This is a genomic window from Streptomyces meridianus (assembly GCF_023703325.1).
Lineage (GTDB): Bacteria > Actinomycetota > Actinomycetes > Streptomycetales > Streptomycetaceae > Streptomyces > Streptomyces meridianus.
In genome coordinates this window covers 58,986-85,393 of the sequence record NZ_JAMQGM010000045.1, presented here as the reverse complement: position 1 = coordinate 85,393, position 26,408 = coordinate 58,986, and the positions used below count along the sequence as shown (strand labels likewise).

The following is a 26,408-nucleotide window of genomic DNA, read 5'->3' as shown; positions in this document are numbered from 1 at the left end:
GCCCAGGCGCAGATCGGGAAGGGCGAGGGGAGTCCAAAAACGGTAGAGGCGAATTCGCCGCCGACCAAGAAGGCCCGTAGCGAGGGGGCCGGATTCCGATCCCTCACGGCGACTTCTTGGTCAACCGCCCATCCGGGCCTACGGTTTTTGAACCGCCGGCACACCGGCGCTGGCTTTCTCCCATCCCCTGCCTCGCGGAGGTTCCCTCCTGCCCCGGCGCACCTGACGCACCACCTGGCCCCGCCGAGCGAGCGGCAACTCGCCCGCGGCGGCCTACACCCCGATCGCCCACCCCGGCTGCCGCGCCCCTTTCCACCACACCACGCGCACGCGGCACGCCGAGCACCGCACCCAAGGACTCCTGCATGACCTCTCGTTACCCGCCCCTGCCCGAAGCCCGTGACCTGCGAGCGGGCCGTACGGGTTGAAGGCACTCGCCGCCGGCATCGGCGTCGTCGTCCTCTCCCCGTTTCTCCTCGGCGGCGCGGCCATGATGATGGCCGCCTCCAGCGAAGCCGCCACCGGCGCCAGCGCCATCGGCCAGTGCCTTCCCGACCGGGACACCGGCAAGGTCACCGAGCAAGTCACCAAGATCCTCGACGGCGCGGACGCCTCCGAGGCCCGCATCGAGGGCCTGGACCGGCCTGGCGAGCAGATCCCGCACGCTCAGACCATCGTCGCAACCGGCATCAGCCTGCACGTTCCCCGAAGCGGACAAATCGTCGCCCTGGCAACCGCCCTGCAGGAGAGCCGACTGCGCAACCTCACCTACGGCGACCGCGACTCGCTCGGTCTGTTCCAGCAGCGCCCCAGTCAGGGCTGGGGCACCGCCGAACAGATCCGCGACCCCCTCTACGCGAGTGACCGCTTCTACCAGGGGTTGGTCAAGGTCCACGGCTGGCAGCAGATGACGCTCACGCAGGCCGCGCAGGCGGTGCAGAAGTCCGGCTACCCGGGCGCGTACGCGCAGTGGGAGCCGCTCGCGACCGCGCTGCAGAAGGCCATCGCCGCCACCTTCCCCCGTGCCGGCCGAGATGATCCCGGCCGGCACACCTCGGCGCCGCCCTCTCGAGCGGGCTGCGGTGGCGCAGGGGACGGATCGTCCTTCGGTCCGATCCCTGAGGGAGCCGTCCCGAAGGGCTACAAGATCCCGAAGGGCACCGACCCGCGAGCCCGGAAAGCGATCGTCTGGGCGATGCACCAGCTCGGCACGCTGTACCAGTGGGGTGGCTCCTGCACGGATCCGCACGGGCCCGACCCGATGGACCGGTGCGACTGCTCCAGCCTGACGCAGCAGGCCTACTCCCAGGCCGGCATCCGGCTCACCGACACCACCTACACGCAGGTCCACGACGGCAAGTCCGTCTCGACGAAGACGCTGAAGCCCGGTGATCTGATCTTCAGCCGCGGCAGTGCCGCGCGGCCCGAGCACGTCGGCATGTACCTCGGCGAGGGCCTAGTCATCGAAGCCCCTCGCACCGGCAAACGCGTCCGGATCACACCGATCCAAGACTGGGACGTCCTCGCCGCACGCCGCGTCGTCTGACGCCGGCCCCTGCCGCGCCCGCCGTCTCCCCTCCCCCACTTCCTCACCTTCCCGTCCGCCGGGTCCTTTTGGCCTGCGCACGCAAGGAGCCAGCCCTACCCGTGTCACCCTTCGCCGACCCGCTCATCCAGCTCGCCTACGATCCGGGCATCTCCCCCAAGGGCGGCGGCCTTCCGGGGCTGTCCGTGCTGAAGACCGTCGTCAACTCGATCAACCTCTTCGGCATCGTCGCCGTCGTCGGGGCCCTGGCCGTCAGCCTCGGTGTGTGGGCCTGGGGTCACCACACCGGTGGTCACCAGGCCGAAGCCAACGGAAAGAAGGGCGCCGTCGTGGCCGCCGGCGCCGCGCTCGGCCTCGGCGCCGCCAACGGCATCGTCGCCTTCTTCACGACCCTGGGGGCGCAGATCCAGTGATGCGCCCACGATCCCTCGGCAGCCGCAGCGGCCCGAACCGGCGCATCACCCTGGCGGCCATCGCTCTCGCCTGCCTGCTTGCGGTGGCCGGCACGATCGCCTTCCTCACCGGGCGGGGCGAGCAACACGGCACGTCCTCCCACGCCCCTCAGGCGCCGCGCAGCCCAGTCGTCGAGACGAAGCAGCCGGCGACCGAGGCCGGCTCGGTCCCTCGTCCGCCGAAGGTCTCCGATCCGATCCGGTTCGCCAAGGCCGCCGCCAAGATGCTCTGGTCCTACGACACCCGCACGACTGGCCACGAGCAGCAGCTCGCCGGCATGGAGGCGTGGATGACCGGGGAGAGCCGGTACCGCGACTGGGAATCGGTCTCCACGCAGGTGCCCGATCCGCTGTTGTGGTCGCGGATGGCCGACCAGAACCAGCGCGCTGCAGCGACCGTCGCCGAGGCCCACTACCCGGCCGCATTCAAGCAGGCGCTCACCGAGGATCCCGCCGCGATCACACAGGCCTACATCTACGCCGTGACCGTCACCGGCAAGCAGACCATCGCCTGGGCGGGAGGCGGCCAAGGGGCCGAGGACCGATCGAGCACCCTCGCCGTGCAATGCCGGCCGTCCGTCCACTGCTCGCTCGTCGCCATCGCGCCGCGCGTCGCACCCTGACCCGGAAAGGAGGTAGCCCTCATGGGGTTTTGTGATCTCCCCCTCACGGACGAGGTCTGCGCAGTCGGCCAGGCTGTGGACTTCGTCTCCGACCCGGGCAAGGCGATCGGAGACTGGATGGCGAAGTCCGCGGGTGAACTCGCCGCGGCCTCGGTCGACTTGGCAGCCGAGGCCGTCGACTCCACCACCCGCGTCGACCTCAACGCCGGTTGGTTCCGCGACAACTACGAGACGGTCCTGCCGATCGGCCTGGTCGTTCTCGTGGCCACGTTCTGCGCTCAGCTGGTCCGCGCAGCCGTCCGCCGCGACGGACGAGCCCTCGCCCAGGCGTTCACCGGCACCGCGTCCGGCGTGATCTTCGCCTTCGCAGCCATCGCTTTGACGACCGTCGCGATCGAGGTGGTCGACGCCCTCTCAGCGGGCCTGCTCAAAGCCGCGAACCTGAACCTCGAGTCCGCAGTCCGCCGCATCGTCAAGGTCGGCCAACTCACCGCTCTGAGCAGCCTCGGATGGCTGGTCATGGTCCTCGCCGCGCTCGGTGCCGCCATCGGCTCACTGCTGTACTGGTGCGTCATGATGGTCAGGAAAGTGGGCATCCTGGTCATGGTCACTCTGGCCGTCTTCGCCGGGGCCGGCGGAGGATGGGAAGTCGCTCGCCGCTGGCGTAAGGGCTGGATCGAAGCCACGGCCACCCTCGTGGTCTCGAAGCTGCTGATGACGATCATCTTCGTGCTCGGCATCGCCGCGATGGGAAAGACCGAAGCGAAGGACGGCCTCGCCGCTCTCGCCGACATCCTCGCCGGCATCGTGATCATGATCCTGGTGCTGCTGTGCCCGTACGCGACCTTCAAGTTCGTCCACTGGGCGGCCGAAGGATCTGACGGCGAGTCCCTCCACCGCGCCGGTGGGGCCGGGGCCCAGCTCGCCAGGCAGCACGCCGAGCGCGCCGGGCGGAAGACCGCCGCGCTGGCGGCCACCGCCGGGACCGGCGGCGCGTGGGCCGGAGCCGGCGCCGGAGGAAGCGCCGCTCCGCAGGGACCGGACTCGATCCCCGGCGAAGGATCGGGCATCTCGCCGGGCGGTGACGCCGCCAACGCCGGTCTGGAGAAGGCCGTCCAGCCGCCACCGACCAACGTCACCGACGAAGCCAGCGGCCAAATAGGCGGCAACCCCGGTACGGACTCCGGGCAAGGCTCGGCAGCCGGCCTGGCCGGCGGATGGCAGTCCACGCCTCCGACCACGACCCCGCCGCCGCAGGGCGTCCCGCCATCGTCCGGATCGCAGACCGCCGGCACCAACGGGTCTTCCTCGCCGCCGCCTCCCCCGCACGGCCTTTGACCCCCTGCCCGCCCCCCGGTTGCACGAGGCACTCCGTTCGTCTCCTGCCCCGGGGCCCCGCGCCTCGAGGACCAGCTCTTGTCCGATCTTTCCGTCATCCCGCCCGTGGTGAAGTTCCCGTACCGTTCCCGCCGCGGAATCCTCCTCGGCCTCACCCTGGGCCAACTCGTCCTCGTCTCCTGCGCGCTGGCGCTGCTGCTAGTGACCGTGGTTTCCATGGGGCTGCTGGGCGCGATCGTCCTCGCGCCGCTGTGGGCAGCGGTCGCCGCCCTGGTCACGGTCCACTGGCAGGGGCGCTCCCTGATCGACTGGGCCCCGGTCGTCGCCCGCTATGCGCTGCGCCGCCGCACCGGGCAGGCTCTGTGGCTCGCCCGGCCCATCACCCGGCCCCGGCAGGACGGCGTCCTACACCTGCCCGGCACCGCTGCCTCCCTCATGGTCGTCACCCCCGGCGACTCCGCGAACGGCGCCGCGGCCGTCCACGACCCGCACCGGCAGACCCTGACCGCCATCGCCCGCGTGAGCAGCCGCGCCTTCGCCCTGCTCGATGCGGCCGCGCAGAACCACAACGTGAACGGGTGGGGGCGCGCGCTCGCGGGCCTCGCCCGCGGCGGCTGTGTCGCCACTGTGCAGGTCCTGGAGCGCACCGTTCCCGACTCCGGTGACACCCTCGCCCGGCACTGGGCCCAGCACGGCCGCCCGGAGGCCCCGGTCGCCGGGCAGATCTACTCCGAGCTGGTCGCCTCCGCCGGTCCCGCCGCGGCCCCGCACGAGACCTACCTGGCCATCTCCCTCGACCTCAAGGCCGCGAAGCGGCTCATCAACCAGGCGGGCGGTGGGATGCCCGGTGCGTTCACCGTCATGCAGCAGACCACGGCCGGCGTCGCCCAGGCCGCCCGGAGCGCGGGACTGAAGATCAGCCGGTGGCTGAGCGCGCGGGAGATCGCCGCCGTGATCCGCACCGCCTATGACCCCAACGCGCTTTCGGCCCTGCAGCAGTGGTCCGAAACCGGTCGCGCGGAAGCAGATCCCGCAGCCGCCGGGCCCGTCGTCCAGGTCGAGGAGTACGACCGGCTCGCCACCGACTCCGCCCACCACGCCACGTACTGGGTGGAGAACTGGCCGCGCACCGAAACGGGCGCCGGGTTCCTGCACGGGATCATGTTCAGCGCCGGCGTCCGCCGCAGCCTCTCCCTCATCTACGTGCCCCAACCCCTGGAGTCCGCGCTCCGCGACGTCCAGCGCCGCAAGGCCGCGATCACCGCCGACGCCAGCGAGCGCGCCCGACGCGGCCAGGTCGACAGCGAAGAGGACGCGGTCGAATACGCCGACGTCAAGCAGCGCGAGCGGCAGCTCATCGCCGGGCACGCCGACATCGCCCTCACCGGCCTGGTCACCGTCACCGCCCAGAGCGAGACCCTTCTCGACGCCGCCTGCGCGCAGATCGAGACCGCCGCCGTCACCGCCGGCGTCGACCTGCGCCGCCTCAACTACCAGCAGCCGGACGCCTTCACCACCTCTGCGCTACCGCTCGCCCGCACCACCCTCTGAACGGCCCGCCCGCCGCACCGATACCACGGTGGCAGGAAGGACCCCGCCCCTCTGTGACCTCTCCCCCGCGCCCCGACGACGCGCACCCCTACCTCCGCGCCGCCACCGCCGGCATCCGCCACCACACCCACGCCCGAAGTACCTCGGCCCTGCCGGCGCCGGTCGACCGCGCCCACCTCGACGTCCTCCACGCCCACCTGGTCGCCCTGAACCGGCTGCTCAACCAGCTCGCCGAGACCGCGCGTCCCCCGCATCCCAGCGCAGGCCGCCACCTCGCCGCCGCGCACACCCGGCTGTGGCAGGCCAGCGCCGAAGTCCACACGACTTTCCACCTGTTGCCGACCGCAGCTGCAGACGCCGCCGAGTGCCACCCCGAGCGGCTCCCGGAGGGACCACCGGTCCTCACCATCTGCCAGCGCCACCTCGCCGTTGGACACACCGTCCGCCGCAAGACCACGCCCGCAGACCTCAACCGCCCGCACACGACCGCATGCGTCCGGTGAGCACCACCCGCCGAAACGAGGGCCCACGATGAGCCACCGGCCCGCCCGACGAGCCCGCCGTGCCACCGCGTCCCCACTGTTCACCCCCCACGGCACCGACCGGGCCAGCCGCAAGGACGCCCGCCGCCGGCTCGCCGAAGCCACCACCACGGCCCACGCCGCGGCGGCCGCCCGGCCAGCCGGCACCGAACCGGCCGACAACGAAACACCCGCTCCCCTGTACCCGGCGAGCGGACGCCCCGGCCCCGGCTCCGCCCGCGGCAACCGGCTGCGCCTGCCGACCCACTGCATGACGACCGCGATCGCCGCCGGGGCGTATCCGTTCCTGGCCGAAGGCGGACTCGGCGCCGAGGGCATCTACATCGGCCGCGACGTCCACGCCGAAGCGAGCTTCGTGTTCGACCCCTTCGCCCTGTACGGCAAGGTCGACGGGTTCACCAACCCCAACGTGCTGCTCGCCGGGGTGATCGGCCAGGGCAAGTCCGCGCTCGCCAAGAGCTTCGCCCTCCGCTCGATCGCCTTCGGCTACCGCATCTACGTGCCGTGCGACCCCAAGGGCGAATGGACGCCCGTCGCACAGGCGCTGAGCGGCACGACCGTGGCCCTCGGCCCCGGGCTACCCGGCCGCCTCAACCCGCTGGACGCACCCCCGCGACCGCAAGGCACCTCCGAGGCCGACTGGGCCGGCGAGATCCGCAAGCGCCGCCTGCTCCTGCTCGGCTCGCTGGCCCGGACCGTCCTGGGCCGGGACCTGCTGCCGATGGAACACACCGCCCTCGACGTCGCCCTCGACACTGTCGTCACCCGCGCCGACACCGACCGCGCACCGCTCATCGGAGACGTCGCCGCCGCCCTCAACAACCCCGCCGAACTCGACAAAACCGCAGGAGCGATGTCCGGCCGGCTCGGCGACGCAGCGCGCGACCTCGCCCACGCCATGCGCCGCCTCGTCCACGGCGACCTCGCAGGGATGTTCGACGCCCCCTCCACGGTCGCCTTCGATCCCGGCGCGCCGATACTCAGCATCGACCTGTCCCGACTCGGCGGATCCGGCGACGACACCGCCCTCGTCCTCGCCATGACCTGCGCATCCGCGTGGATGGAATCCGCCCTCACCGACCCTGACGGCGGACGGCGGTGGATCGTCTACGACGAAGCATGGCGCCTGATGCGCCATGCCGGCCTGCTCCAGCGCATGCAAGCCCAATGGAAGCTCAGCCGCGGCCTCGGCATCGCCAACCTACTCGTCATCCACCGGCTCTCCGACCTGCTCACCGCCGGCGACGCCGGATCACGGGGCCGCGCCCTCGCCGAAGGACTCCTCGCCGACTGCTCCACCCGCATCATCTACCGGCAAGAGAGCGACCAACTCCACGCCGCCACCAACCTGCTCGGCCTCACCTCCGTCGAGATGCACGCCATCGCCCACCTCAACCGCGGACGCGGCCTGTGGAAAGTCGCCGGACACTCCTTCGTCGTCCAACACCTCCTCCACGCCCACGAACTGGCACTCTTCGACACCGACACCCGCATGCAGTGAAAAAGCGCCGAGTTCACGAAAACAGAAGCGCCCCCGCCGCCCCCACCCCAGCCGTGGGCGCAGCCCCGCCCGCAGGGCGGGCCAGCCCATGTCCCCGCCGGAAAGCCTCCATCCACCGCGACAAAGGAGAACAACCTTCTTGGACTCTGGCACCCACTTCGCCTTCGGCCCCCACCTCCAGCACGGGTTCGTAGCTGCGTTCAACCCCTCGCTGCCAGCACACGTGGCCCACTGGTTCCTGGTACGGGAGCAGTTCCAGTCTCTCCCGGACCAGCCGGACCTCTTCCGGCTCATCGAGCCCGAACGCGACGGCCCACGCCGGACCCGGCAGGCCATCCAAGACCTGCGCAGCCACGGCTTCACCGTGCACGTCGACACCGTCCTCGATCCCACTGCCTCGGCAGGCCCGCCGTGCCCGACCAGGCCCAACGGGCTCGCGGAGCGGCGAAGTCGGATCGCGCGGGCTGCCACCGACCGGTCATTGCAACGCGGCGTGGCCCCGGTCACCTCGCTGCCGACCACGACCCTGGCTACCCAGGGCAACGGACGGTCGCGATGACGCCCGGCGCCGACTAGATCCGCATTACCCGCGGACGGGGCGGCCAGGTCCAAGTCGACGGCCGTATCGACTCCCTCTCTCGAGGTGTCTTGAGCCGAGCAGGTTTTCTCTTCGAGCCGACTCTCCGCGGCTACTGGATCCGGCTCCCTTTCGACATGGGGCGCGACTGGGAGAACCAACACGCCACCTGGGCAGCGCAGATGCTGGCCGCCGCCCACTACCCCGTGCATCTCGCCACCGACCCGTACCACCCCGCCACCGAACCAGCCGTCGGCACCGGACCGGCACACCCATCGCCCAACACCGCGCCCGCCTGGCCCGGGCGTCGGCCGCACCACTGATCCGGAGCACCGTGCGGCCCCTGCAACTACCCCGTTTTCGCATGTCTTCAAGGAGATTCATCCATGACTGTCCGTACGAAGTGGACCGTCGAGCACGAGTGTGGCCACTCGCTCATCCATGACTTGTCCGACCGGCCCGCCGACCGGAGGTCCGGCTTCGCCCGCTGGCTCGCAGGCAGGAATTGCACCGACTGCTGGAAGGAGGCGCGTGACGCCGACACCGATTCCAAGGAGCAATGGCTCACTGCCAAGCGTGCAGAGGAGCAGCAAGCTGTATCGGAGTGGGCCGAGAACTTCGAGATGCCGGGTCTGGAGGGCTCGGAGAGGGCCATGGAGTGGGGTGAGCGGTGCCGGCACCAGCTGATGACGGCCGCGCACGCCGTACTGGTCGTCGAGGGCTCCTGGGACGAGGCGGACTGGGCAGAGCTGGAAGAGAAGGCCCGTCCGATAACCCGGGCCGGGTGGTGGATCGACCAGCGGGATGCGGACGGTGCCGATCTACACGAACTCCTCGAGGCGGCCGGCGAAGCGGACCGCGGGACGGAGAACCCGTTCCTCTGACCGGACTGGAACATAGCCAGGGAGCACCGGTTAGCCAAACCGGCGATGCTCTGGACCATTGGTCCTCCCGCCGCTACTTCGCCCCTGTGTGGAAGGACTTGTATGACCCCGCCGTCTCGAACGCCTCCGCCCACCCCGGCGTTCGCGCCGACGCCCGACCCGCTGACCCCCGCCCGCGACATCACGCACGCCCACTTCGAGGCCGGCGACCAGGTGATCGTCCTCAAGGGCGTGGCCGGCGGAGAGTTGTGGGGTGATGCAGTGCGCGTTGTCGCCCCGTCCTGGCACACCCCGACCGACAAGGACGGATGGCGTCTGCGCGATGCGACCGGAGGCGCGCAGACGTACATCACCGGCCACCCCCGCTACCTCGTGCACCTCTCGCGGCGCTGCCCGGACTGCCTGATCTACCTGCGGGCCATGGAGGAACACCTCCTGCCGAAGTACGCCGGGCACGACGCGGTCGTCGACTGCGGCTGGTACACCACCACGGCCCTCGGCCAGCTCGTGCACATCGCCGACGCCCGGGGCATCCGGTGAGCCTCCCCATCCGCCGTCCCGATCGTGCCCTCTCCTGGAGCGGGGCCGCCCTCGAAGACGTTCTCCTCGCCACCGCCGAGTTCCACGACGACCTCGGCGACACGGGATGACCCGCACACCGCCCGGCGCTTGCGCTACCTCGCCGACCGGCGCCTGAAGGCCATCCGGACCGACCTCGTCCACACCCGCAACGCCCTCGCCGACCGGCACGCCCCGCAACCCGGCCGCAGCACCTGCACCGCAGAAGTCCCCGCCACCGAGCGCGAACGATCCGCAGTGTGTGCATGCCCGCCCCCGCCGCGCACTGTGCCGGCCGCTCCACCGCCGCCCCCGGCCCGCGGCATGCGCCACTGACCCCTTCTCGCCAAGGACACCATGTACGACCCCGACAGCCCCCAGCGCCTCGCCTCGTACGCCGCCGTTCTCGCCGGCGCACTGCCCGGCATCTGGACCAGCACCCACCACCTACCCGAGCAGAAGAACAACCTCGCCCAACTGGTCGACCGCGTCTGGGACATGGACCTCGTGGCCGAGTCCCTCGCCCAACACTCGCCCGGGCAAGCGGCGATCCTGACCCGGTCGGACGGCACCCAGCTCGTCCTCCTCGAGCGTCACGACGAACACGACGGCTTCCTCATCGCCGGCATCGCCCCCGGCGAACTCCCCGACGAGGCATACCGCGGAATCCGCGAGCCCAACGGCATCGTCCTGACCGATGACCCGATCCTGAGCGCCGAGCAGGTAACCGGCGACCTGCTCGCCCGCTTCGACATCGCGCTCGCCCAGGTCCGCCGCACCGCCGTGGCCGCCGTCCAGCCCTCGCAGCCGGAGCGGGTCGTCCTGACCTGGCAGGAGGACGGCAGCCTCGCCGCCGCGCCCGTCGGCGAGACGGCCGCCGCCGTGCTGGCCGCCAACGGCTTCGTCCCCGACGCGGTCGGCATCTACCGGCTCAGCGGCGACGACACCACCACGCAAGCGCACGCCGTGCGTGCGAGTGGCCAGCAGCTCGACGTCCACGGCATCGCCACCACCCTCCAGCACCCCTCGGGCCGATTCGCCCCAAGCGCAACCCCTGCCACACCATCGGCCCCGGCTGCTCGTCACGCTTCGCCGACCAGGGCTCGATGAAGCCGCCACTGCTCTGAAGCCCTTCAAGGGCAACCGAGCTGAAGGCCAACCTGAATCCCGAAGTTCGACTACGCCCGACCAGCAAGCAGAGCACGAGATCCGCTTCCGCCCGGGCTCGAGCGCCCGCCACTCCCCGCAACCGCGCCCCCGGCCCCTGGCATCCCGCACTGCCACGGCGCACCACGCCACAGCGAACGGCGGCGCCGACTCCCCAGGACGGGACGCCCGCGACACGCACCACACCGTACGACTCACCGGAGATACCCGTAGCACCCCGCACGCCCTCACCCATCCACTGCCGCCACAGGCCCCGCCTTGCGACCGCCCTGTTCCGCCGCTATCTACGCGCCTGCCTTCCCGCCGACCCCGACCGCGCCTCCCGTCTGGCCAGCGCGCGCCCCGAAGCCGTCCTCACCGAGACACAGCGGATCGGCTACCGACACCACCACTGATCAACCGGAGGCCCATGCCCCAACCCACCCGCACCCAGTGCAGCTGGCCGACGAGATCACCCACCAGCTCGGCCGTCCCACCGACCAGCTCGTGGAGCTACCTCTTCGTGAGGCACGTCATCACGCACATCCACAACGCCCGCCCTCAGGTGTTCCTCATCTGATTCGACGCCACTCCGTGGCCCCTGTCGCTGATCCCGCCCAGCCCGGTTGCCACGAGCAGGCCGTGGGGACAACTCGCCACCGAAGTGCTGTCCACGCGTGCACCCGCCGGCGCCCAATACCCGCGGTGTTCCCAGTCCATCGCCCATTCAACTCCTCTCGCTGAACCGCAGATAGGAGCCTCACCATCCCTCTCCATCCCACCGATCACCGCACGTTCCTCCGCAGCCTCGACGGCTTCCTCCGCAACAGCAGGAAGATCCTCGACACCTGGAATGCCTACGCCGACTGGCACACCGACCTCGACGGCTGGCCGCTCGACGATCACGCCTACAGGCTTCGCCGGAGGCAGCGTGACGCCGATACCGCCGACGCGTTCGAGTCCCTCCGCGCCGGCGCCCGCCACCTGCTGATCACCGCCGACATGCAGCTCGAGAACCTGCCGGCCGATGCCGCGCAGAACCGCTGGGGCCACCAACTCGGAATCCTGCACGCCGCACTCGACCGCCTCGACACCCTGCACCAGGAATGGATGGGCAGGCGCGAGAGACTTCCCGCCGGCGACCGGCCCGGCACGCCGGCCTTCGAGGACGCCCTGGCTGAGCACCACGCCACGTGCTGGCGGTGCCTCGAAGACTGGGCCAGGCACGGCCACGTCCTCCGCGACATCAACTCCGCCGCCCGCCGCGCCTCCTCTCTCCTGGCCCGCCTCCAACGTCCCCGGCAGCTCACCCAGCTGGACCACCTCGGTGAGCAGGCGAGCGGGCGCCGGGGCTCCGAATCGGGAGCGCTGCGACGGCCGGCGTCCGAACATGGCCGCACCCGCTGACCATCGCCCGGAAAACACAGCCCTTGCCCTCTCCCTCCAGCAACACCTCCGACAGCTACGACATCGCCTTCCGTTTCCTCCTCACAGTCTTCGCCATCGTCGTTCCTCTGGCCCACGTGGCGTGGCTGTCCGGCAACATCACCGCCTACCTCACCGGAACCGCTTGGGCGCCATACCAGCCGACCGCGGCGTTGCTGCATCCCGATAAGCTCTGGCCGGCCGCCGGGGAAACGTCCCTGCTGATCAGTACTCGCATCGTCCCCATCGCCGTGCTTCTCGCCCTCGGAGCCGCGGTCGGCATCGTGTGGGCCCGGCACCAGGGCCGCGGAGGCCGGGAGAAGATGGTCACCGGCATGGCCAAGCCGAGGGATATCGAGCCGCTGATGGCCAAGGCGATCACCGACAAGGCCCGTTCCCTGCGCCCGAGTCTGAAGAACGCCAAGCGCATCGACGGAGACGACACCGGCATCCTCCTGGGCAACCTGCAGGACTCGAAGCATGAGGTCCGCATGGGGTATGAGGACGTCGCGGTCGCGATCATGGCGCCGCGCTCCGGCAAGACCACCAGCCTGGCGATCCCCTCCACCCTCAACGCCCCCGGACCGGTCCTTCTGACCTCGAACAAGGCTGCCGGCGACGCCTACACCGCGACCATCGACGCCCGAGCGAGGGTGGGGCAGGTGTGGTCGATGGACCCGCAGCAGATCGCGCACGCGACCCGCGCCATGTGGTGGAACCCGCTCGCCGACGCCAAGACGCTGGACGGCGCCGTCCGGTTGGCCGGGCACTTCCTCGCCGCGAGCGTGGACGCCTCCCAGCAGGGCGACTTCTGGTCGAAGGCCGGATCCAACATCCTTTCCCAGCTCTTCCTCGCCGCCGCGCTCGACGAACGGCCCATCACCGACGTCACGCAATGGCTGGCCTTCCCCGCCGACCGCACCCCCCTGGACGTCCTGCGCGATCACGGCTTCACCGCCGTCGCCGCCCAACTCAAGGGCACCGTCGAAGGCCCACCCGAGACCCGCGACGGCATCTACGAAACCGCCCGCCAGTACGCAGCGGCCCTGCTCAACTCCGAGATCGCCGCCTGGGTCACCCCACAGGCGGGCGTCGCCGAGTTCCGTCCGCCTGAGTTCGCTACCTCCACCGACACCCTCTACCTGCTGAGCAAGGACGGTGGCGGCGGAGCGAGCGCGCTGATAGCTGCATGCGCGGACTCGGTGATGCGGGCCGCGACCGCACAGGCAGAGCGCGCCGGCGGGCGCCTCGACCCGCCCATGCTGGCGATTCTCGACGAGGCCGCGAACGTGTGCAAGATCAGCGATCTTCCGGACCTGTACTCTCACCTCGGTTCCCGCGGGATCATCCCCGTCACGATCCTCCAGTCCTACCGCCAGGGCCAGAAGGTGTGGGGCGACGCGGGCATGGACTCCCTGTGGTCCGCCTCGACCATCAAGGTGATCGGGTCCGGTATCGACGATCCGGATTTCGCGGACAAGCTCTCCCGGCTGATCGGCGACCACGACGTCGAGACCACGTCCACCTCGCACTCCCAGTCCGGCAAATCGACCTCCGTCAGCATGCGACAGGAGCGGATCCTGCCCGCTGACGCGATCCGCGCCCTGCCCAAGGGGACCGCCTTGTGCTTCGCCACCGGCATGCGCGCCGCCATGCTCGACCTGCGCCCCTGGTATCTGGAGCCCGGCACCGCCGAGCTGTCCGCAGCCTCGGCCCGCGCGTCGAAGGCGATCACCGCCCGCGCCGTCACCAAGCACGCTCCCACTCAGGGCGACTACGGCACCGCCGCGTAGAAGCCCTGTCCGCACCCGTCGTCCGCCGCGCCCACCACCCTTCCTGCCGGTCCCGGTCACGAGCCGGCACGCTGCCGCACCCCTGAACCCCACCTCGTCATGTGCGCGGAAAGCAAGAGGTCCGGGATGGTGCCGCCGCTCCAGCAAACGCCCCGCCCACACCGGACGGACATCGCCGCTGACCCACCACGGAGACGACGCCATCACCATACGAAAGAGCCCGTCCTGGACACTGCCGAAGCCCTCCGAACCGCCCTCACCCAACCCCGTTGCCAGCTCGGCGTGTTCGTCCCCGCCGGACTGAATGCTCCGGCCGAGGAACGCCGCAACCTCAAACACCTGGCCGAGGCAGGAGCCGACCTGTTCGAGGTCGGCCTGGCGTACTCGTTTTCCGAACGCCGTGCTGACCGGATCGCAGGTGACCTGCGATGACGTATGACGTACATGTACGTGACGCGGCGAACCAGGCGAGCAACGCCCTACGAATCGGTTTGGACAGTACACAGCCCGCTCTCGGCACCTTCTCGGTAGCTGGCTATCCCGATCTGCGTAGCAGTGTCGAGACGTTCGTCGCCTTCGCCCAGAATGGCGCGACGGTGCTGGAGGTGGGCGCTCCCGCGCAGGATCCTTGGCTCGACGGCCCGGTTATTGCCGCAGCGCATCGCCGCGCGCTTCGTCGTGGCGATGGCGTGAGCACCACGCTGGAAACGGTGCGGCAAGTATCCACGCTGTCGGACAGGCCCGTGGTCACCATGATCTATTGGGCGACGGTTCTGGCTTATGGTCCGGAGCGAATGGCTCGTGAGCTCGCTTCCGTGGGGGCTGCCGGATGCCTCGTTCCCGACGTGCCGCCCGGATACTCGCGGACCTGGGCGATGACAGCTGTTGAGCATGGAATCACCGCACCGCTCTTGGCCGATCGTGGCGTTTCGCGCGACGAGATGAGTGCTACGTGTCGGGCGGCAAGAGGCTTCATCTACGCTCCTGCGGCGACAGGAAAGCGGACGGGCTACTTGGCTGGGATTGATCTCGCCAGTTTGGCCTCGTTTGTCGGATCGGCTCGGCGCATCGCGCCGACGACTCCGGTTCTCACCGGCATCGGGATCAGCACACCTGAGCTGGCCGCAGCTGCCGTTCAGCAGTGTGGTGTGGCCGGGGTGGTGATCGGCTCACCGCTGGTGCGTGCGCTCACCGACGGAGGGCTTGATCGAGCAATCCCGCTCGTGGAGCGATTCGCTGCCTCGCTCAATCAGGCGGGGCGTGCACGAGTGGGGCTTACGTGCGACGAGAAGCCCTGAAGATCATTCCCCGCGCCCTCGAAGATCGTTCCCCAACTGCTTCACGTGAAGTGGGCGCCACGAGACGTGAGCCAACAGTGCGCAATCTTCGGCTACATGCTCTGCTCGATCTCCTGCATGCGGGTGCGAGCGTCAGAGAGAAGGGCCCTGAGCCGAGGTGTTGCGAGAGCGTCGAGGTTCGGATGCGCCATGCAGCGGTCGTACGTCCTCTTCGCGGTGGCCAGGATCTCGGGGGTGGACCCGTGTATGCCTACGCCGGGACAGATTTCGGGGTGACGGTGTCGCACGGTGAGGATCTCGGCCGCGATGAGGAAGCTCTGGAATGCGAAGAAGATCGACCGACGCCGCCCGGTAATCGCGGTTTCCGCCTCATTTTCCGGCATGTCGAGCAGGCGATAGTCAGGGTGGTGCGTGTGTCGTAGAGCATCCAGGTAGAGGAGAGTGTGGGCGAACTCGTGGACCAGGCATTCGATGACGTCCTGCGTACTCCACTCGGGCAGAGGGTTGATGTAGACGAGCCCGACTCCGTCGAAGGAGGAACCGCTGCCCGGCTCTTGCGGGAGCGTCATGACGAATACTTGGTTGACCACGAGATCGAACAGCGGGGCGAGTTCCGGCTCGCTCCCGCACAGGACGCGGAATCCCTCCTCGACTCTATCCATGGCCCGCTCCACCGCTGAAGCGTCCTCCGGCACCCCCTCCATGTCCGGTGCGTCAGGACTGCGGAACCAGCCGCTCAGCTCCGTCCGCCATGCTCCGTTGCGGACGAATTCGGTGTGCTCCACGGTCTTCGCCGGAACCTTGGGCTGCTGGACGGCGAGGTACGTCTGGTAGGCAGCCTTGACCGCAGGAAGCGAGACGCTGCGGCGGTCGAGATAGGGAGCAGAGAGCGTGACGACGTCCTCGAGACCTTCTTCGGGACCTCGGAGAAAAAACATTGTCCACCTTCTCTCGGTCAGGAGCCCAGTGCGCCAGGACGAATAGCGTCCAGCTGTTTTCCCGTTTTTTCGAGCAGTTCCCGGAGCCGAGGGCTGGCAAGGCGCTCGATGTTCGGGAGAGCGAGAACGGATTCGAGGGCAATGAGTGATTTTTCGCGCATGCCCCGCGATGGCGGATGTATGCGAAACTCCATACCGTGGCCGTGATGGGATTCTCGCAACTGCAGCAGTTCACTCGCCACAAAGACACTGTGCACGGAAGCGAAGAGCGATCGTTTCTCGTTCCTGATCGCAGAGTTCACGAGATTCTCTTCGCGGTCCAGTTCATCGTAGTGTGGGTAGTGCGTGAACCGGCGCTCGTCGAGCATGACGAGCGTGTGGGTAAGTTCGTGTACGTACGCCTCGATCAAGTCATCGGTAGCCCAGGTTGCGAGCGGGTATACCCACATCACGCCGAGTGCAGCACGTACGGTCATGCTGCCGGCGATAGGGCTGACGGGAGTCGAGAAAATCGACTTCACAGCCATCTGAAAGAGCGCGGAGAGTTCGGGGTCATACTGGGCGAGTCGCTTCAGCCCCTCTTCAAAGAAAGCAACCTTCCTGTCGTCCATCGATGGTTTTTCCATTACGGCTTTTTGCCGAGTTTCCGCCGGGCTACCCTGCAGACCGAACAAGTCGGCCAGGAATTGCGCCTGGGGTTCGTCGCGCACCAGGAAGGTCTCGGCGGTGGGGGTGCTGGGTACGCCCGGCTGAAGGTCGGCCAGATAGCCACGGTAGGCCCGTGCGACGGTGCTCTCGGTGAGCGGTTCCCCCTCCGGCAGGTGAGCTTGGGCGAGCACCATAATCGTTTGGAGGTTGATGGCAGCACCTTCGAGAAAATACACGCCCGATCAGCTCCTCACTCGCCGGCCCGGGACGGTTACAGGCCAACCGTTCTTCCGGGTCAGGCGCTCCACCTCTGTTCGGCAGCGGTCCAGGATTTCCAGCGCGTGCGGAGTGAGGAGATCTCGCGTGGGCGGAAGCCCGATGTCCCGGATAGCCTCCATGGCGCCCTGCGCCATGGCCGGCGAGAGAGGGTGAAGTATCGCGGAGTCCGGGTGCCCGAGAATTTCTTCGCGGGCCAACAGGACGTCGGCGGCGACAATCGCACTGTGGTACGCCTTGTCCAGGGGTCGGACTGTCTTGCGGATAGCGGAAGTAACCCAGTTCTCCTGTTTGAGGAGTTCCGGATAGGACGTGAAGAGTCCGAATCGACACTCGTCCAGAAAAATCAGCGTGTGATTCAGCTCATGTATCAAGAATTCTTCGAGATCACGGTCACCCCACGAGTCCCTCGGGTCGACCCAAAGGACACCAAGTGCGGCACTGGTGGTACCTCCGCTGGCTATCCCGCTGGGCGCTTGGAAGACCGCGTTCGTGGCCAGCGGGAAGAGCGCTGCGAAGGCTTCGTCTCGCCGAGCGATAGCGCCCGCGCATTTCCGGGTCCAGGCCAGAGTTTTATGCGCACCTGCTTCTATTGCCGCCGAGGATTCGTTCACGGTTCCGAACTGGTAGCGGGTGTCGGTCAAGGCCGAGTCAGCACTGAAGATGCCCAGATACTCCAGGGTTCGACGCGTCTCCTGGATGTAAGCAGGCTCGTCACCGGTTTCCGACGGGACGCTCGGCTGCACAGTTCGGAGGAAGGACCGGTACGCCTCCTTGAGGACAGGGAATGTCACCGGCTGCCCCTTGTCGATGAAAGGGAAGGCGAGAGCGGTGATTGTCCTCAGGTTTTCTTCAGCTCCGAACAGATGCAGCATGGCTTCTCCTCGCCTCATCGGCGGCAGCTACTGTTTTTGGGGGGCGATCGCGGACCGCCGCCGCAGGGATCTTGAGCGGATCTATCCTGCGGCGGCGGCCCGCTCGGGCTCAGCCCTGGTCGGCGGCGAACATCTGGAGCCGGTACTTCTTGGCGTCACCGCTCGTCTCGCTCATGGCGGCGGAGGACTCCTGCGCCTGCGTGATGTCCTCGTTCGTGATCGTCGCGGCGATCTTCTGGAGGAGGTCGTCCACTGTATTCACTCCCTTCGGGGCTGGTCATTGCCGTGCGACACCGTGCGTCCGGACACCCGTTGCCGCTTCAACACTCTCTCCCACGAAGGGGCGATCACAGTGTGGATAGCGGCCGAACACCGGACGTGAGGGTGACTGCATATGCGCTGGTCACACTCGGAGCCGGACATGGGAGTGGTTCCTCCGCTTGCTGCTGCGGCCCGCGGACCATCCCTCGAAGGTGCAGGTGAGCATGTTCTTGACAGGACTCAGTGCGCGAGGTCCGGAGTGTCCTCGTGGGCCATGTCCGGTTCGACGTGCTTTCCCGCCCTCCCCGTGCGTGTTACACCGATCGTCCAGACGACCGCGCAGACGATGGCGAGTGCAGCGAGGAGTCGGGTGGTGTCGGGCATGCCGATGGACGCGGCCAGAGGTGCCACCGCCAAGGACGACACGCCCTGGAAAGCGGAGGAGATGCCGAAGACGAGGACCATGACCCGGCCGCGGATGTGGTCGGGTGTCGCGAGTTGAAGGCCGTTGACAGCGAGGATGGCGCAGGCGCCCACTCCGATGTGGCCGATCAGGGCTGCGGCCATGCCGGGACCGAGGGCTGTGACCTGGGCCAGGGCAAGATAGCCGAGCCCGAAGAGGGCAAGGGCGGCACCGGCCGCGTTCAGTCTGCGGCGCATCGACCCGGCGACGAGTCGTCGGCCGAGGAAGGGGCCCAGTACGGCGCCAAGTCCTTGCGCCAGATACAGGGCCCCGACGCCGGCGTCGCCGACGTGGAAACGGTCGAGGGCGTAAACAGGCAGCAGGCCGACCATGCCATAGCAGAGGCGCAGTCCCACAGTCAGCCACAGAAAGGCGGACACCACCGGCATCCTCCGTACGAAGGTCCAGAGTTCGGCCGTATCAGCCCGCACCCGAATCCGGCCATTGGCGATCGTCTTGGCGAGCGGCTGCCTGATCCTCCTGATGAGGAGTGCGGAGACGGCAAAGGTTGCCCCGTCGATGACGAGAGTGACCGAGGGGCCCCATGCCGCGGAGACCACGCCTCCCAGGCCGGCTCCCACAAGTAGGCCCGCCGAGTACAGGCTCCCGAGCGCGGTCTGTGCCAGTGAGAGTTCGCGGGAGGTGACGAGGTTCGGCAGCGCAGCCTCGGGGATGGGACTCGCGATCGCTGCGGCGATGGACAGCCCTGCCAGGCAGCCAAGGGCCAGAGGGACGGACTGGATGTGGAAGGCGACCAGCAGGCCGGCGACTGGGATGATCGCGCCCAGGTCGCAAGCGATGCGCAGGCGTTGCCGGTCGAACCGGTCGGTGAGGGGTCCGATCAGCGGCAGTAGGACGACCCCGGGCAGGGAGTTGACGGCGAACAGCAGTGCTGTCCAGCCCGGCGAGCCCGTGTGGCGGTAGACGAAGCTGCTCAGGGCGACGAAAGTGAACCAGTCGCCGGTCAGGCTGAGAGCGGAAGCGCAGAAGAGGCGCCGGAAGTCGGCGTTGTCACGCAGGAGCGCGACGAGACTTCCGTGAGGGCGGCGTCGAGCGAAGAACACCTGTGACTCCAGCAGTGTGACGTCCCGAAAGATGACCGGGACGAACGACGGAATGACGTCGTGTGTGCCCCGTGGCCTGAGGAGGGTCACGGAACGATCGCTGGTCAGTCACAAAGGTGATGCATGAGAGTCATCGTATTGGTGATGTCGCCGTTCGCTGACGGAGACGACGAAATGTGCTTCGGAGAACCCCTCGCCGCCCGGGGACCGTACTTCCTCAAAACCAAACAAGGACCCGACGCCCGCGGCGCCATCCGCCTGTCGGATCTCGAAGGTCCGGCTTCGACGTCCAAGCTCCCGAGTGTCGCCTTCAGCGGCAGACTTGCCCGCCCAGTTGATGTTCGACGAGTTGGACTTCAAGTTCGCTGATGCGGCTCTCGGCGAACCGGAGGTTCGTTCGGCAGCCTTCGAGACGCTCTTGCAGCTCGCGGTGCTCCTGCATCAGCTGACGGACTCGACGCTTCAGGGTGGCGTTCTCAGAGGCTGTGGTCCGATTCGATTCGCCACTGGAGGCGGTCATTTCCTTGTCGCGGAGCTGTCCCATGAGCTCACCGATGCGGGTGCGTTGGGCACGGATCTCGTTGTGTGCCTGCACCAGTCCTTCTTCGGCGTTGAGGGCGCGCTCGCGCCAGGTCGCTTCGACTCGGTCGTGTTCGTCAGTGGCGTGTCGGGCACGCTGATCGCGGGTGGCCGTGACCGCGTCTTTGACCATGGAGCGAGCCTGCGGGTTTTCGTAGAGGAAGGTGCTGGAGACGCCGGCCCGACGGGCGATGGCCGTGACAGTGAGGTGTCCGGTCTCGCGGCGGAGCTGGGCGATGGCTTGCTGGACGGCGGCGAGTTTGGCCTGGGCCTGTCGTCGTCGGGCGGCCGTCGCGGCGGGAGGTGCGGTGGCGGGCATCTTGGTCTTTCAGTTGGCGGCGTCGAGGGCGTCGGGTTCGGTCTCGTCGCTGTCCTGCTCGTGGGCGAGTTCTCCGGCTCGGAAGGCAGCGGACCAGACGCGGCCGTAGTAGTCCTGGGGACGGCGCAGGTCGAGGCTGAGTGCTTCGTCGAGGAGGCCCACTGCGCAGAGGGCTCGCTCCAGTCCGTCGATTGCGCGGGCGGTGGGGTCGAAGACCTGGTGCAGGTAGTCGCGGGTCGTCGCGTCGGGGGCGCGTTCGGCGAGCATGCGCCACTGCTCGCGCTTGCGGTGCCAGTAGACGAGGTCAGCGCCAGTCATCACGAAGTTGTCGCAGGTGTGGCAGTTGAGGTTGAAGGGGCAGGCGCCGCCGTCGACGACGGGTTGGAAAGTGCAGAAGCCGCCTTCGGCGGGGGTCGAGCGGTGGGTGAGATCCACGAGCATGGCCTCGGCCTCTTGGCGAGTCATGGGTTCGCCGCCGGACAGGATGATGCCGGGTTCGAGTGCTCCTGGGCCGCTGACCCAGACGGCTTGGAGCGCGTCGCTCAGGCGTGGATCGGTGTTGGCGATGTGGGCGTAGTGCTCGGCCATGGCCTCGGAGACGTGCCCGAGGTAGCGCTTGATCTGCGCCAGGTTGGCGCCGGCTTTGAGCAGGTTCGTGGCCAGGGTGTGTCGAGCCTGGTGGGCGACGGTGTGGGGGATGTCCAGGGTGAGGACCCAGGCGCGGAGCAGCTGGTTGAACCAGCCGTAGCTCACACTCTTGACCCCCGTGCGGTTGGCCGTGCGCCGGGGGAACAGGGCGAGCTCGCGCTCCTGGGCTGGGGTCGGTGGTTGGCCGTGGCGCTGGGCGAAGCGGGCACGGGTCGTGGCCTGCCGTTGTTCGATGCGCTGGTACATCCGCTCGGAGATGCGGATGGCTTCCTCCACCTTCCCGACCTTGCTCTGGTCGTGCCACAGCAGAGGCAGCCCCTTGTAGCGCCCGATGCAGTCCAGACGCAGCGTGAGGATCTCGCCGCACCGGCGGCCAGTGGTGACGATGGACTCCCAGACGTCGCGCAGGCCGCGGTCGTCCAGGTCCGTGTCGTCCAGGCGGCTCAGGTTCGCCTCGTCGGCGAGCGCACGCGCGGCTTCGTCCGAGAACGGGCGGCGACGTCTGCTGCGCGGGTTGCCGCCGGGCGGCAGTGCGACCACGAACTGCCGATCCAGGCCGATACGTTCCGTCTCACCCGCGTCCATAGCGGTGCGCAGCACGAAGCGGGTCGCGCTGAAGATGGTCGCCACCTGCGCCTTGGTGACGGCGACGGGGCCACGGTTGCGCTGCAGGATCTTGTAGTGGACTCCCAGAGGCTTGAGCCCTTGGGCGGCTCGGTGCCGCTGGTCGGTCACGAATCCGAGCATGTGCTCCTTGCGCAGCAGAGTGGGGTCGTGACCGCCCTTCGGGGCGTGCGCTTCGAGATAGGCGCTCAGTTCGACGCATCCGCGTCGAGGTCGAGTGAAGGTGCTCTTGCCGCGGGGCGGGTCGCTGGTCAGCCGCATGTCGAGGTAGTCCCACAGCAGATCGCGCAGCCAGCGCTGGCTGACCTGGGAGATGTCGAAGTTGCTGGTGTGGCCATTCAGTCGGACGCCGTAGTGGTCGGTCTCGATGTAGCCGGCCTCTTTGGTGTCCTGCCGGCTGAAGTAGACGACCCGCAGGTGGCTGAGCATGGTGCGGGCCATCGTGCGCGGATGCTGCGGGGCACGGCTCAAGTCCAGGTCGGCCAGCGAGCCGATCTGCTGCCTCTGGCACTCGGTGGCCAGCCGCTGCACCACGCTGATCGGCCAACGGGCCCCTTCGGTCGGCCCTTGGGCATGATGGTTCAGCACCCACTTGAACTCCGCCCGCGCCAGCGGCTTCAGCCCGCGTAAAGAGAGCACACCGTCCGTGCGCCCGGCCGGCGTCGCAGCAGCGCACCAGGCCAGGAACGCTGCCTCGTCGACGTACGTGAGCGTATATCTGGCCTCTCTGGTCCGGCTCGTGCGTGTGTGGAGCGCCCGCGCTCCGCCAGGCCGCCCATATGTAGTTCAGCCAGTGGTAAGGGCAGAGGCGCACGTAGTGGCCGGCTTGCTCGGGACACGCAGGTGCACGGCAGTCACCGAAGTGGGGAAACGGCCGCTGGCGGTCCGCCCAGCGTTCGTAATCGGCGCTCAGACCGGTCCTTTGGCAGAAGGCGCGCCACTTCACCAGGTTGCCGGAGTGCAGGTAGCACAGCCCGTTGCTGCTGTAGGCCGGCGCCTCGGGACAGAACAGGCAGTTGCCAAGGTGACGTCCCCCGCGGGGTTTGAGCGGCACCGCCTCGCGCAGGAACGCGACGATGTCTCGCCCCTCGCGCTGGAACTGGTTCCACTGCGCGGCGTGGTCGCAGCAGTAGTCGCGCCACACGTCACGGCTGCGCTCGCATCGCGGAACATGGCACAGCCATCCGTAGACGGAGTGTTCGCGCGGGACGCGAATGACATCGCCTCGGAGCACGGGGTCGAAGGTCGGCCCGTCGATCAGGGCCTGGAGCAGCTCCAGCCGGTCGGAGACGGTCCGCGTGCCGGAGGTGGGATCGGTCGCCAGAACCAGCGTCGGCGCACTCATTCCTGCTCACCCCAGACGTTCTCCAGTGCCGCGGTGAACTGCGGTGAATGGAGGTCAGGATGCCCGTAGACCTCGTCCACCATCTGCGCCGAGGACCAGTTCCCCACGAGCTTGGCCACCATCGGATCGCCCGACACGTCGAGCACATCGTTGGTGAGCTGGTGCCGGAACGCCTGGGGCTTGATCCGGCCCGGCAGACCAGCTCTGCGGCCCGCCCGTCGCAGCATTCCTCTCGCTGCGTCCGCGGTCCACGGCTGTCCACGCCGCGGACCGGCCAACTGAATCAACAACATGCCATGGGACGCAGCATGTTGGGTGTACTCGGTCGTGATGTAGCGGAAGTAGCGGTTGATCATTGCCGGACTCACGCGGTAGATCTCCCCGCCGCTGATCACTCCGTCGGTCATCTGCCACTCGGGCTTGATCTTCGCTGCCGCTTCGTTCGGGTTGGCCCAGCGGTGGCAGACGTGCACGTGGGGGTCACGGCACTCCCCGCATGCGGCGCCCCGGCGCAGATGCAGATCGACCAGGTGCAAGCCGGCCAGCCCGCCGATGCGCATGGCGGTGTCCGACAGCCACTGCACCACCATCGCGTCCCGAGCCGTGTTCACCTGCTCCAACAGGTGCGGCCGAGTGCCCTCCGGCAACATCTTCGGATGCCGTCGCGTCGGCCGACCGGTAGGAGCAAGCGGATTACTGGGCATCGACTTCAGCGCGTGCCCCAAGAACGCCCGGCTTCGGTCAGCCTTCGTCGGCAGGCGTTGCACGGCCAGAGCCGTACGCAGCTCCGCGTTCGTCCCGCTGCCGGTGCACACATACAGGTAGTAGCCCTTCAAGCAGGCCGCAGCGCCCTTGAGGGCCGACGCACCGTACGGACGCTTCGGCGGCAGACGCCATGGCTGCCCCCATGGCATCGGCACCTGCGCTCCCACCGCTCCCATGTAGCGAAGTAGGTCTCGCAGCGTCGTCCTCTCCGCTGTGAGCCGCTCACGAGCGCACCACCGCAGATGGTCCACCAAGCAGTAGGCGTAGGTCTTCTGCGTCCCCGACCCCTCGTACAACCGAAGGAACCCATCAGCATCGTCATGAATCGATCCGTCAGCACACAAGATCGTGTACGACGAGCCGCCACCCGGATTCGTCAGTTTCTGCACCCGCAGATCACCAACAACCAATCTGCCTCGCGTCACAAGCCCCTCGCCCCCCGCTATGTTCAGCCCGTCGCGGAGACTACGAACATGCTCGGTAAACACGCCCGGGACCACACAAGAGACCGCCCGCACGGGTGACGCGAAGCCTTACAAGGTGTTCGGTAAATACCACTCGGCCTTCCTCGACGGGCCGGTCATCCAGTCCGCCTACCACCGAGCCCTGCAAGGCGGGCACGCCTTCGACCGCGCCCTGCGCGCGGTCGAACACGCCGCCCGCTGCCGCCCCACTGTGGTTATGAGCTACTGGGAGCCCGTCAAGGAACACGGCCCCGAACGCCTGGCCCGCGGGTTCGCCGACGCCGGCGCCGCAGGCGTCATGGTCGTCGACCTACCTCACGAATCTGCTGCGTCCTGGCGGCAGATCGCCGCCGGCGTCGGCCTCACCACGCCGCGCCTCGTACCCCGCGAGGCCACTGACCGCCAGCTCCAGTCGATCTCCTCCAGCGCATCCGGATGGCTCTACGCCCCCGCCAACCCGGCGCCTACCGGATACCGCGGCCACCTCAACCTCCGGAACCTCTCAACGGCCGTGCGACGCCTCCGGGCCACGAGCCCCCTGCCCATCGTCTCCGGCGTCGGCATCTCCACACCGGACCGCGCCGTCGCCGTCGCGCCCCTGGTCGATGCCATCGTCATCGGCACTCCCATCGTCCGCGCCCTCGACCAGGGTCCCGACGCAGCAGGCCGGCTCACCGCCGCCTTCGCCCAGCCGCTCCGCTCGGCGCCGATCGGCACCTCGGCCGCCTGATGCACCCCACCGCCGAGCCCGACTACGACGACCGCGACACGATCCCACCGCCGGTCTTCTACGCCGAGCAGGCCCTCCTGGGCGCTCTCCTCCTCCAACCGCACCGCCTCGCCGACATCACCGGTGTCTCCCCCGACTCCTTCAACCATCACCCGCACATGGCCCTGTTCAATGCAATGCGCAGCCAACCGGCCCCTGACGCGCGCCGGCACGCCACCACCACCGCCTGGCTGGACCACGTACTCGCCGCAGCCCGCGAGCAAGCCCCGGGGCTCACCTCCGCCCACCTTCATCTCCTGGTTCAAAGCTGCCCATCGCCCCGACACGCGCCTGCCTACGCACGGATCGTCGAGTCAGAACACGCTCGCCGCCGCTTGATCCGCGCCGCCCAACGCCTCGCCCGCACCGCGCGCGATACCTCGCACCCGGATCCCGTGCCCGCCACGCTCGCTGACGCCGACGCCCTCACCGCAGTCGTCAACGACATCGCCGCCCGCTTCCCGGCGCGCTCCGCGCTTCTGCCCCGCACGCCGACACCTGAGCCGACCGCCGTCCACGACACCGAGGAAGCAATCGACGAAGAACAACTGCTCCTCGCGACCGCGACCGCGCATCCCGACGACATCGAGCGGACCCGGTGGCTGAACCAGAACGACTTCGCCCATCCCCTGCACGCGGGCCTATGGCAGTGCCTGACCGCCCTCGCCCGCCGCCGCGAGCCCGTAGACCCCGTCACGGTCCTGTGGGAGGCCCAGCAGCGCAGACTCCTCACACCTGGAACGGAACCGGCAGATCTCCTCACCCTCCTTGCTACGCCGACCGGGTCCCTAGAGCACTGGGGCATACGAATCCTTCAACGCGCCCTTCTCACGACGGCTCACGAGGTGGCACGGCGCATCGAGGCGTTCACCAACGACCCAGCCACCACCCCGCACCAGTTCATCCTCGGCAGCCGCCGGGTCCTAGTCGGCCTGACCTCCGTTCGAACCCGCTGGCACCGCGCTACCGCGCCAGCGTCGTCCGTCGTGAAGCCCCAGCGCGCAAGAGGTTCCCCGCCACGCCCCAGCCCTTCCCGGTCCTGGGTGTCCGCCGCCCCGCGCATCTCCCGCTGACACCTCAGCAACCTCCCACCACCGCTGAACGGTGCACAGATCGCACTTGACGCCTTCCTCACC

27 protein-coding genes are annotated in these 26,408 nt (G+C 68.6%); 18 read left to right on the top strand and 9 right to left on the bottom strand.

The annotated features are described in order from the left end of the window. The first annotated feature begins 424 nt into the window (after nucleotides 1–424). The 12 genes from M1E25_RS20500 (at nucleotide 425) to M1E25_RS20445 (ending at nucleotide 10,682) form a co-directional block, all read left to right on the top strand. A complete protein-coding gene (locus M1E25_RS20500) occupies nucleotides 425–1,546 on the top strand; it encodes a C40 family peptidase (RefSeq protein ID WP_251417826.1) in 1,122 nt (373 codons plus the stop codon). A gap of 101 nt (nucleotides 1,547–1,647) precedes the next feature. Beyond that, entirely contained in the window at nucleotides 1,648–1,959 is a 312-nt protein-coding gene (locus tag M1E25_RS20495) for a DUF6112 family protein (protein WP_251417823.1), read from the top strand. Continuing rightward, entirely contained in the window at nucleotides 1,959–2,621 is a 663-nt protein-coding gene (locus M1E25_RS20490) for a hypothetical protein (protein ID WP_251417821.1), read from the top strand. The genes M1E25_RS20495 and M1E25_RS20490 overlap by 1 nt, the downstream gene beginning before the upstream one ends. A gap of 21 nt (nucleotides 2,622–2,642) precedes the next feature. After that, a complete protein-coding gene (locus M1E25_RS20485) occupies nucleotides 2,643–3,959 on the top strand; it encodes an SCO6881 family protein (RefSeq protein WP_251417820.1) in 1,317 nt (438 codons plus the stop codon). A 78-nt stretch (nucleotides 3,960–4,037) separates the two neighbouring features. Then, nucleotides 4,038–5,510, top strand: a complete 1,473-nt coding sequence (locus M1E25_RS20480; RefSeq protein WP_251417818.1) for an SCO6880 family protein — start codon at nucleotides 4,038–4,040, stop codon at nucleotides 5,508–5,510. Between the two features lie 53 nt (nucleotides 5,511–5,563). After that, entirely contained in the window at nucleotides 5,564–6,013 is a 450-nt protein-coding gene (locus M1E25_RS20475) for a DUF6238 family protein (protein ID WP_251417815.1), read from the top strand. Nucleotides 6,014–6,041: 28 nt separating this feature from the next. After that, complete coding sequence (locus M1E25_RS20470) at nucleotides 6,042–7,553, top strand: VirB4 family type IV secretion system protein (RefSeq protein ID WP_251417813.1); 1,512 nt, start codon at nucleotides 6,042–6,044, stop codon at nucleotides 7,551–7,553. Nucleotides 7,554–7,692: 139 nt separating this feature from the next. Next, a complete protein-coding gene (locus M1E25_RS20465; protein ID WP_251417810.1) occupies nucleotides 7,693–8,112 on the top strand; it encodes a hypothetical protein in 420 nt (139 codons plus the stop codon). Nucleotides 8,113–8,201: 89 nt separating this feature from the next. Continuing rightward, nucleotides 8,202–8,453: a hypothetical protein gene (locus tag M1E25_RS20460; RefSeq protein WP_251417808.1), complete on the top strand. Its 252-nt coding sequence runs from the start codon at nucleotides 8,202–8,204 to the stop codon at nucleotides 8,451–8,453. Between the two features lie 63 nt (nucleotides 8,454–8,516). Further along, nucleotides 8,517–9,014, top strand: a complete 498-nt coding sequence (locus M1E25_RS20455; RefSeq protein ID WP_251417806.1) for a hypothetical protein — start codon at nucleotides 8,517–8,519, stop codon at nucleotides 9,012–9,014. Between the two features lie 102 nt (nucleotides 9,015–9,116). Further along, nucleotides 9,117–9,554, top strand: coding sequence for a hypothetical protein (locus M1E25_RS20450; RefSeq protein ID WP_251417804.1), 438 nt, complete (start codon nucleotides 9,117–9,119; stop codon nucleotides 9,552–9,554). A gap of 375 nt (nucleotides 9,555–9,929) precedes the next feature. Beyond that, nucleotides 9,930–10,682, top strand: a complete 753-nt coding sequence (locus tag M1E25_RS20445; RefSeq protein ID WP_251417802.1) for a hypothetical protein — start codon at nucleotides 9,930–9,932, stop codon at nucleotides 10,680–10,682. Between the two features lie 597 nt (nucleotides 10,683–11,279). On the opposite strand, the gene M1E25_RS20440 is transcribed toward M1E25_RS20445, so the two are convergent. Further along, nucleotides 11,280–11,702: a hypothetical protein gene (locus M1E25_RS20440; protein WP_251417800.1), complete on the bottom strand. Its 423-nt coding sequence runs from the start codon at nucleotides 11,700–11,702 to the stop codon at nucleotides 11,280–11,282. An 18-nt stretch (nucleotides 11,703–11,720) separates the two neighbouring features. Between M1E25_RS20440 and M1E25_RS20435 the strand changes: the two genes are divergently transcribed. The 4 genes from M1E25_RS20435 (at nucleotide 11,721) to trpA (ending at nucleotide 15,234) form a co-directional block, all read left to right on the top strand. Continuing rightward, the gene (locus tag M1E25_RS20435) at nucleotides 11,721–12,125 is read left to right on the top strand and encodes a hypothetical protein (RefSeq protein WP_251417798.1); all 405 of its coding nucleotides are present in this window, start codon (nucleotides 11,721–11,723) and stop codon (nucleotides 12,123–12,125) included. Between the two features lie 23 nt (nucleotides 12,126–12,148). Beyond that, nucleotides 12,149–13,936, top strand: a complete 1,788-nt coding sequence (locus tag M1E25_RS20430) for a type IV secretory system conjugative DNA transfer family protein (protein WP_251417795.1) — start codon at nucleotides 12,149–12,151, stop codon at nucleotides 13,934–13,936. Nucleotides 13,937–14,218: 282 nt separating this feature from the next. Then, on the top strand, nucleotides 14,219–14,368 hold the full coding sequence (locus M1E25_RS20425; protein ID WP_251417793.1) for a hypothetical protein: 150 nt from the start codon (nucleotides 14,219–14,221) through the stop codon (nucleotides 14,366–14,368). Further along, on the top strand, nucleotides 14,365–15,234 hold the full coding sequence (gene trpA, locus M1E25_RS20420) for a tryptophan synthase subunit alpha (RefSeq protein WP_251417791.1): 870 nt from the start codon (nucleotides 14,365–14,367) through the stop codon (nucleotides 15,232–15,234). The genes M1E25_RS20425 and trpA overlap by 4 nt, the downstream gene beginning before the upstream one ends. A 92-nt stretch (nucleotides 15,235–15,326) precedes the next feature. Here the strand turns inward: trpA and M1E25_RS20415 are convergent, their stop codons facing one another. From M1E25_RS20415 to M1E25_RS20380, 8 genes are all read right to left on the bottom strand, one after another. Then, nucleotides 15,327–16,172 carry a hypothetical protein gene (locus M1E25_RS20415; RefSeq protein WP_251417789.1) on the bottom strand — a complete coding sequence of 282 codons (846 nt, stop codon included), beginning with the start codon at nucleotides 16,170–16,172 and terminating at the stop codon, nucleotides 15,327–15,329. A gap of 17 nt (nucleotides 16,173–16,189) precedes the next feature. After that, the gene (locus M1E25_RS20410) at nucleotides 16,190–17,056 is read right to left on the bottom strand and encodes an aKG-HExxH-type peptide beta-hydroxylase (RefSeq protein ID WP_251417765.1); all 867 of its coding nucleotides are present in this window, start codon (nucleotides 17,054–17,056) and stop codon (nucleotides 16,190–16,192) included. Nucleotides 17,057–17,062: 6 nt separating this feature from the next. Beyond that, nucleotides 17,063–17,971 (bottom strand): aKG-HExxH-type peptide beta-hydroxylase, encoded by a 909-nt coding sequence (locus tag M1E25_RS20405; protein ID WP_251417763.1) that lies wholly within the window; start codon nucleotides 17,969–17,971, stop codon nucleotides 17,063–17,065. Nucleotides 17,972–18,080: 109 nt separating this feature from the next. Further along, nucleotides 18,081–18,224 carry a hypothetical protein gene (locus M1E25_RS20400; RefSeq protein ID WP_172629058.1) on the bottom strand — a complete coding sequence of 48 codons (144 nt, stop codon included), beginning with the start codon at nucleotides 18,222–18,224 and terminating at the stop codon, nucleotides 18,081–18,083. 248 nt (nucleotides 18,225–18,472) lie between these two features. Then, entirely contained in the window at nucleotides 18,473–19,759 is a 1,287-nt protein-coding gene (locus tag M1E25_RS20395; protein WP_251417760.1) for an MFS transporter, read from the bottom strand. A 310-nt stretch (nucleotides 19,760–20,069) separates the two neighbouring features. Continuing rightward, complete coding sequence (locus M1E25_RS20390) at nucleotides 20,070–20,657, bottom strand: DUF6262 family protein (RefSeq protein ID WP_251417758.1); 588 nt, start codon at nucleotides 20,655–20,657, stop codon at nucleotides 20,070–20,072. Between the two features lie 9 nt (nucleotides 20,658–20,666). Next, nucleotides 20,667–22,568 (bottom strand): tyrosine-type recombinase/integrase, encoded by a 1,902-nt coding sequence (locus tag M1E25_RS25815; RefSeq protein ID WP_251417756.1) that lies wholly within the window; start codon nucleotides 22,566–22,568, stop codon nucleotides 20,667–20,669. Nucleotides 22,569–23,270: 702 nt separating this feature from the next. After that, complete coding sequence (locus M1E25_RS20380; RefSeq protein WP_251417753.1) at nucleotides 23,271–24,428, bottom strand: tyrosine-type recombinase/integrase; 1,158 nt, start codon at nucleotides 24,426–24,428, stop codon at nucleotides 23,271–23,273. A gap of 151 nt (nucleotides 24,429–24,579) precedes the next feature. On the opposite strand from M1E25_RS20380, the gene M1E25_RS20375 reads away from it, so the two are divergent. Together M1E25_RS20375 and M1E25_RS20370 are read left to right on the top strand one after the other, a co-directional pair. Further along, a complete protein-coding gene (locus M1E25_RS20375; RefSeq protein WP_251417751.1) occupies nucleotides 24,580–25,233 on the top strand; it encodes a tryptophan synthase subunit alpha in 654 nt (217 codons plus the stop codon). Continuing rightward, nucleotides 25,233–26,345: a DnaB-like helicase N-terminal domain-containing protein gene (locus M1E25_RS20370; RefSeq protein WP_251417749.1), complete on the top strand. Its 1,113-nt coding sequence runs from the start codon at nucleotides 25,233–25,235 to the stop codon at nucleotides 26,343–26,345. Before M1E25_RS20375 ends, M1E25_RS20370 begins: the two co-directional genes overlap by 1 nt. Nucleotides 26,346–26,408 lie beyond the last annotated feature (63 nt).

Excerpts from the sequence above, each read along its gene's own strand:
- M1E25_RS20490 (WP_251417821.1), top strand. The coding sequence starts at position 1,959 with ATGCGCCCACGATCCCTCGGCAGCCGCAGCGGCCCGAACCGGCGCATC.
- M1E25_RS20485 (WP_251417820.1), top strand. The coding sequence starts at position 2,643 with ATGGGGTTTTGTGATCTCCCCCTCACGGACGAGGTCTGCGCAGTCGGC.
- M1E25_RS20470 (WP_251417813.1), top strand. The coding sequence starts at position 6,042 with ATGAGCCACCGGCCCGCCCGACGAGCCCGCCGTGCCACCGCGTCCCCA.
- M1E25_RS20455 (WP_251417806.1), top strand. The coding sequence starts at position 8,517 with ATGACTGTCCGTACGAAGTGGACCGTCGAGCACGAGTGTGGCCACTCG.
- M1E25_RS20450 (WP_251417804.1), top strand. The coding sequence starts at position 9,117 with ATGACCCCGCCGTCTCGAACGCCTCCGCCCACCCCGGCGTTCGCGCCG.
- M1E25_RS20445 (WP_251417802.1), top strand. The coding sequence starts at position 9,930 with ATGTACGACCCCGACAGCCCCCAGCGCCTCGCCTCGTACGCCGCCGTT.
- M1E25_RS20435 (WP_251417798.1), top strand. The coding sequence starts at position 11,721 with ATGCAGCTCGAGAACCTGCCGGCCGATGCCGCGCAGAACCGCTGGGGC.
- trpA (WP_251417791.1), top strand. The coding sequence starts at position 14,365 with ATGACGTATGACGTACATGTACGTGACGCGGCGAACCAGGCGAGCAAC.
- M1E25_RS20415 (WP_251417789.1), bottom strand. The coding sequence starts at position 16,172 with ATGTTTTTTCTCCGAGGTCCCGAAGAAGGTCTCGAGGACGTCGTCACG.
- M1E25_RS20405 (WP_251417763.1), bottom strand. The coding sequence starts at position 17,971 with ATGCTGCATCTGTTCGGAGCTGAAGAAAACCTGAGGACAATCACCGCT.
- M1E25_RS20390 (WP_251417758.1), bottom strand. The coding sequence starts at position 20,657 with ATGCCCGCCACCGCACCTCCCGCCGCGACGGCCGCCCGACGACGACAG.
- M1E25_RS20370 (WP_251417749.1), top strand. The coding sequence starts at position 25,233 with ATGCACCCCACCGCCGAGCCCGACTACGACGACCGCGACACGATCCCA.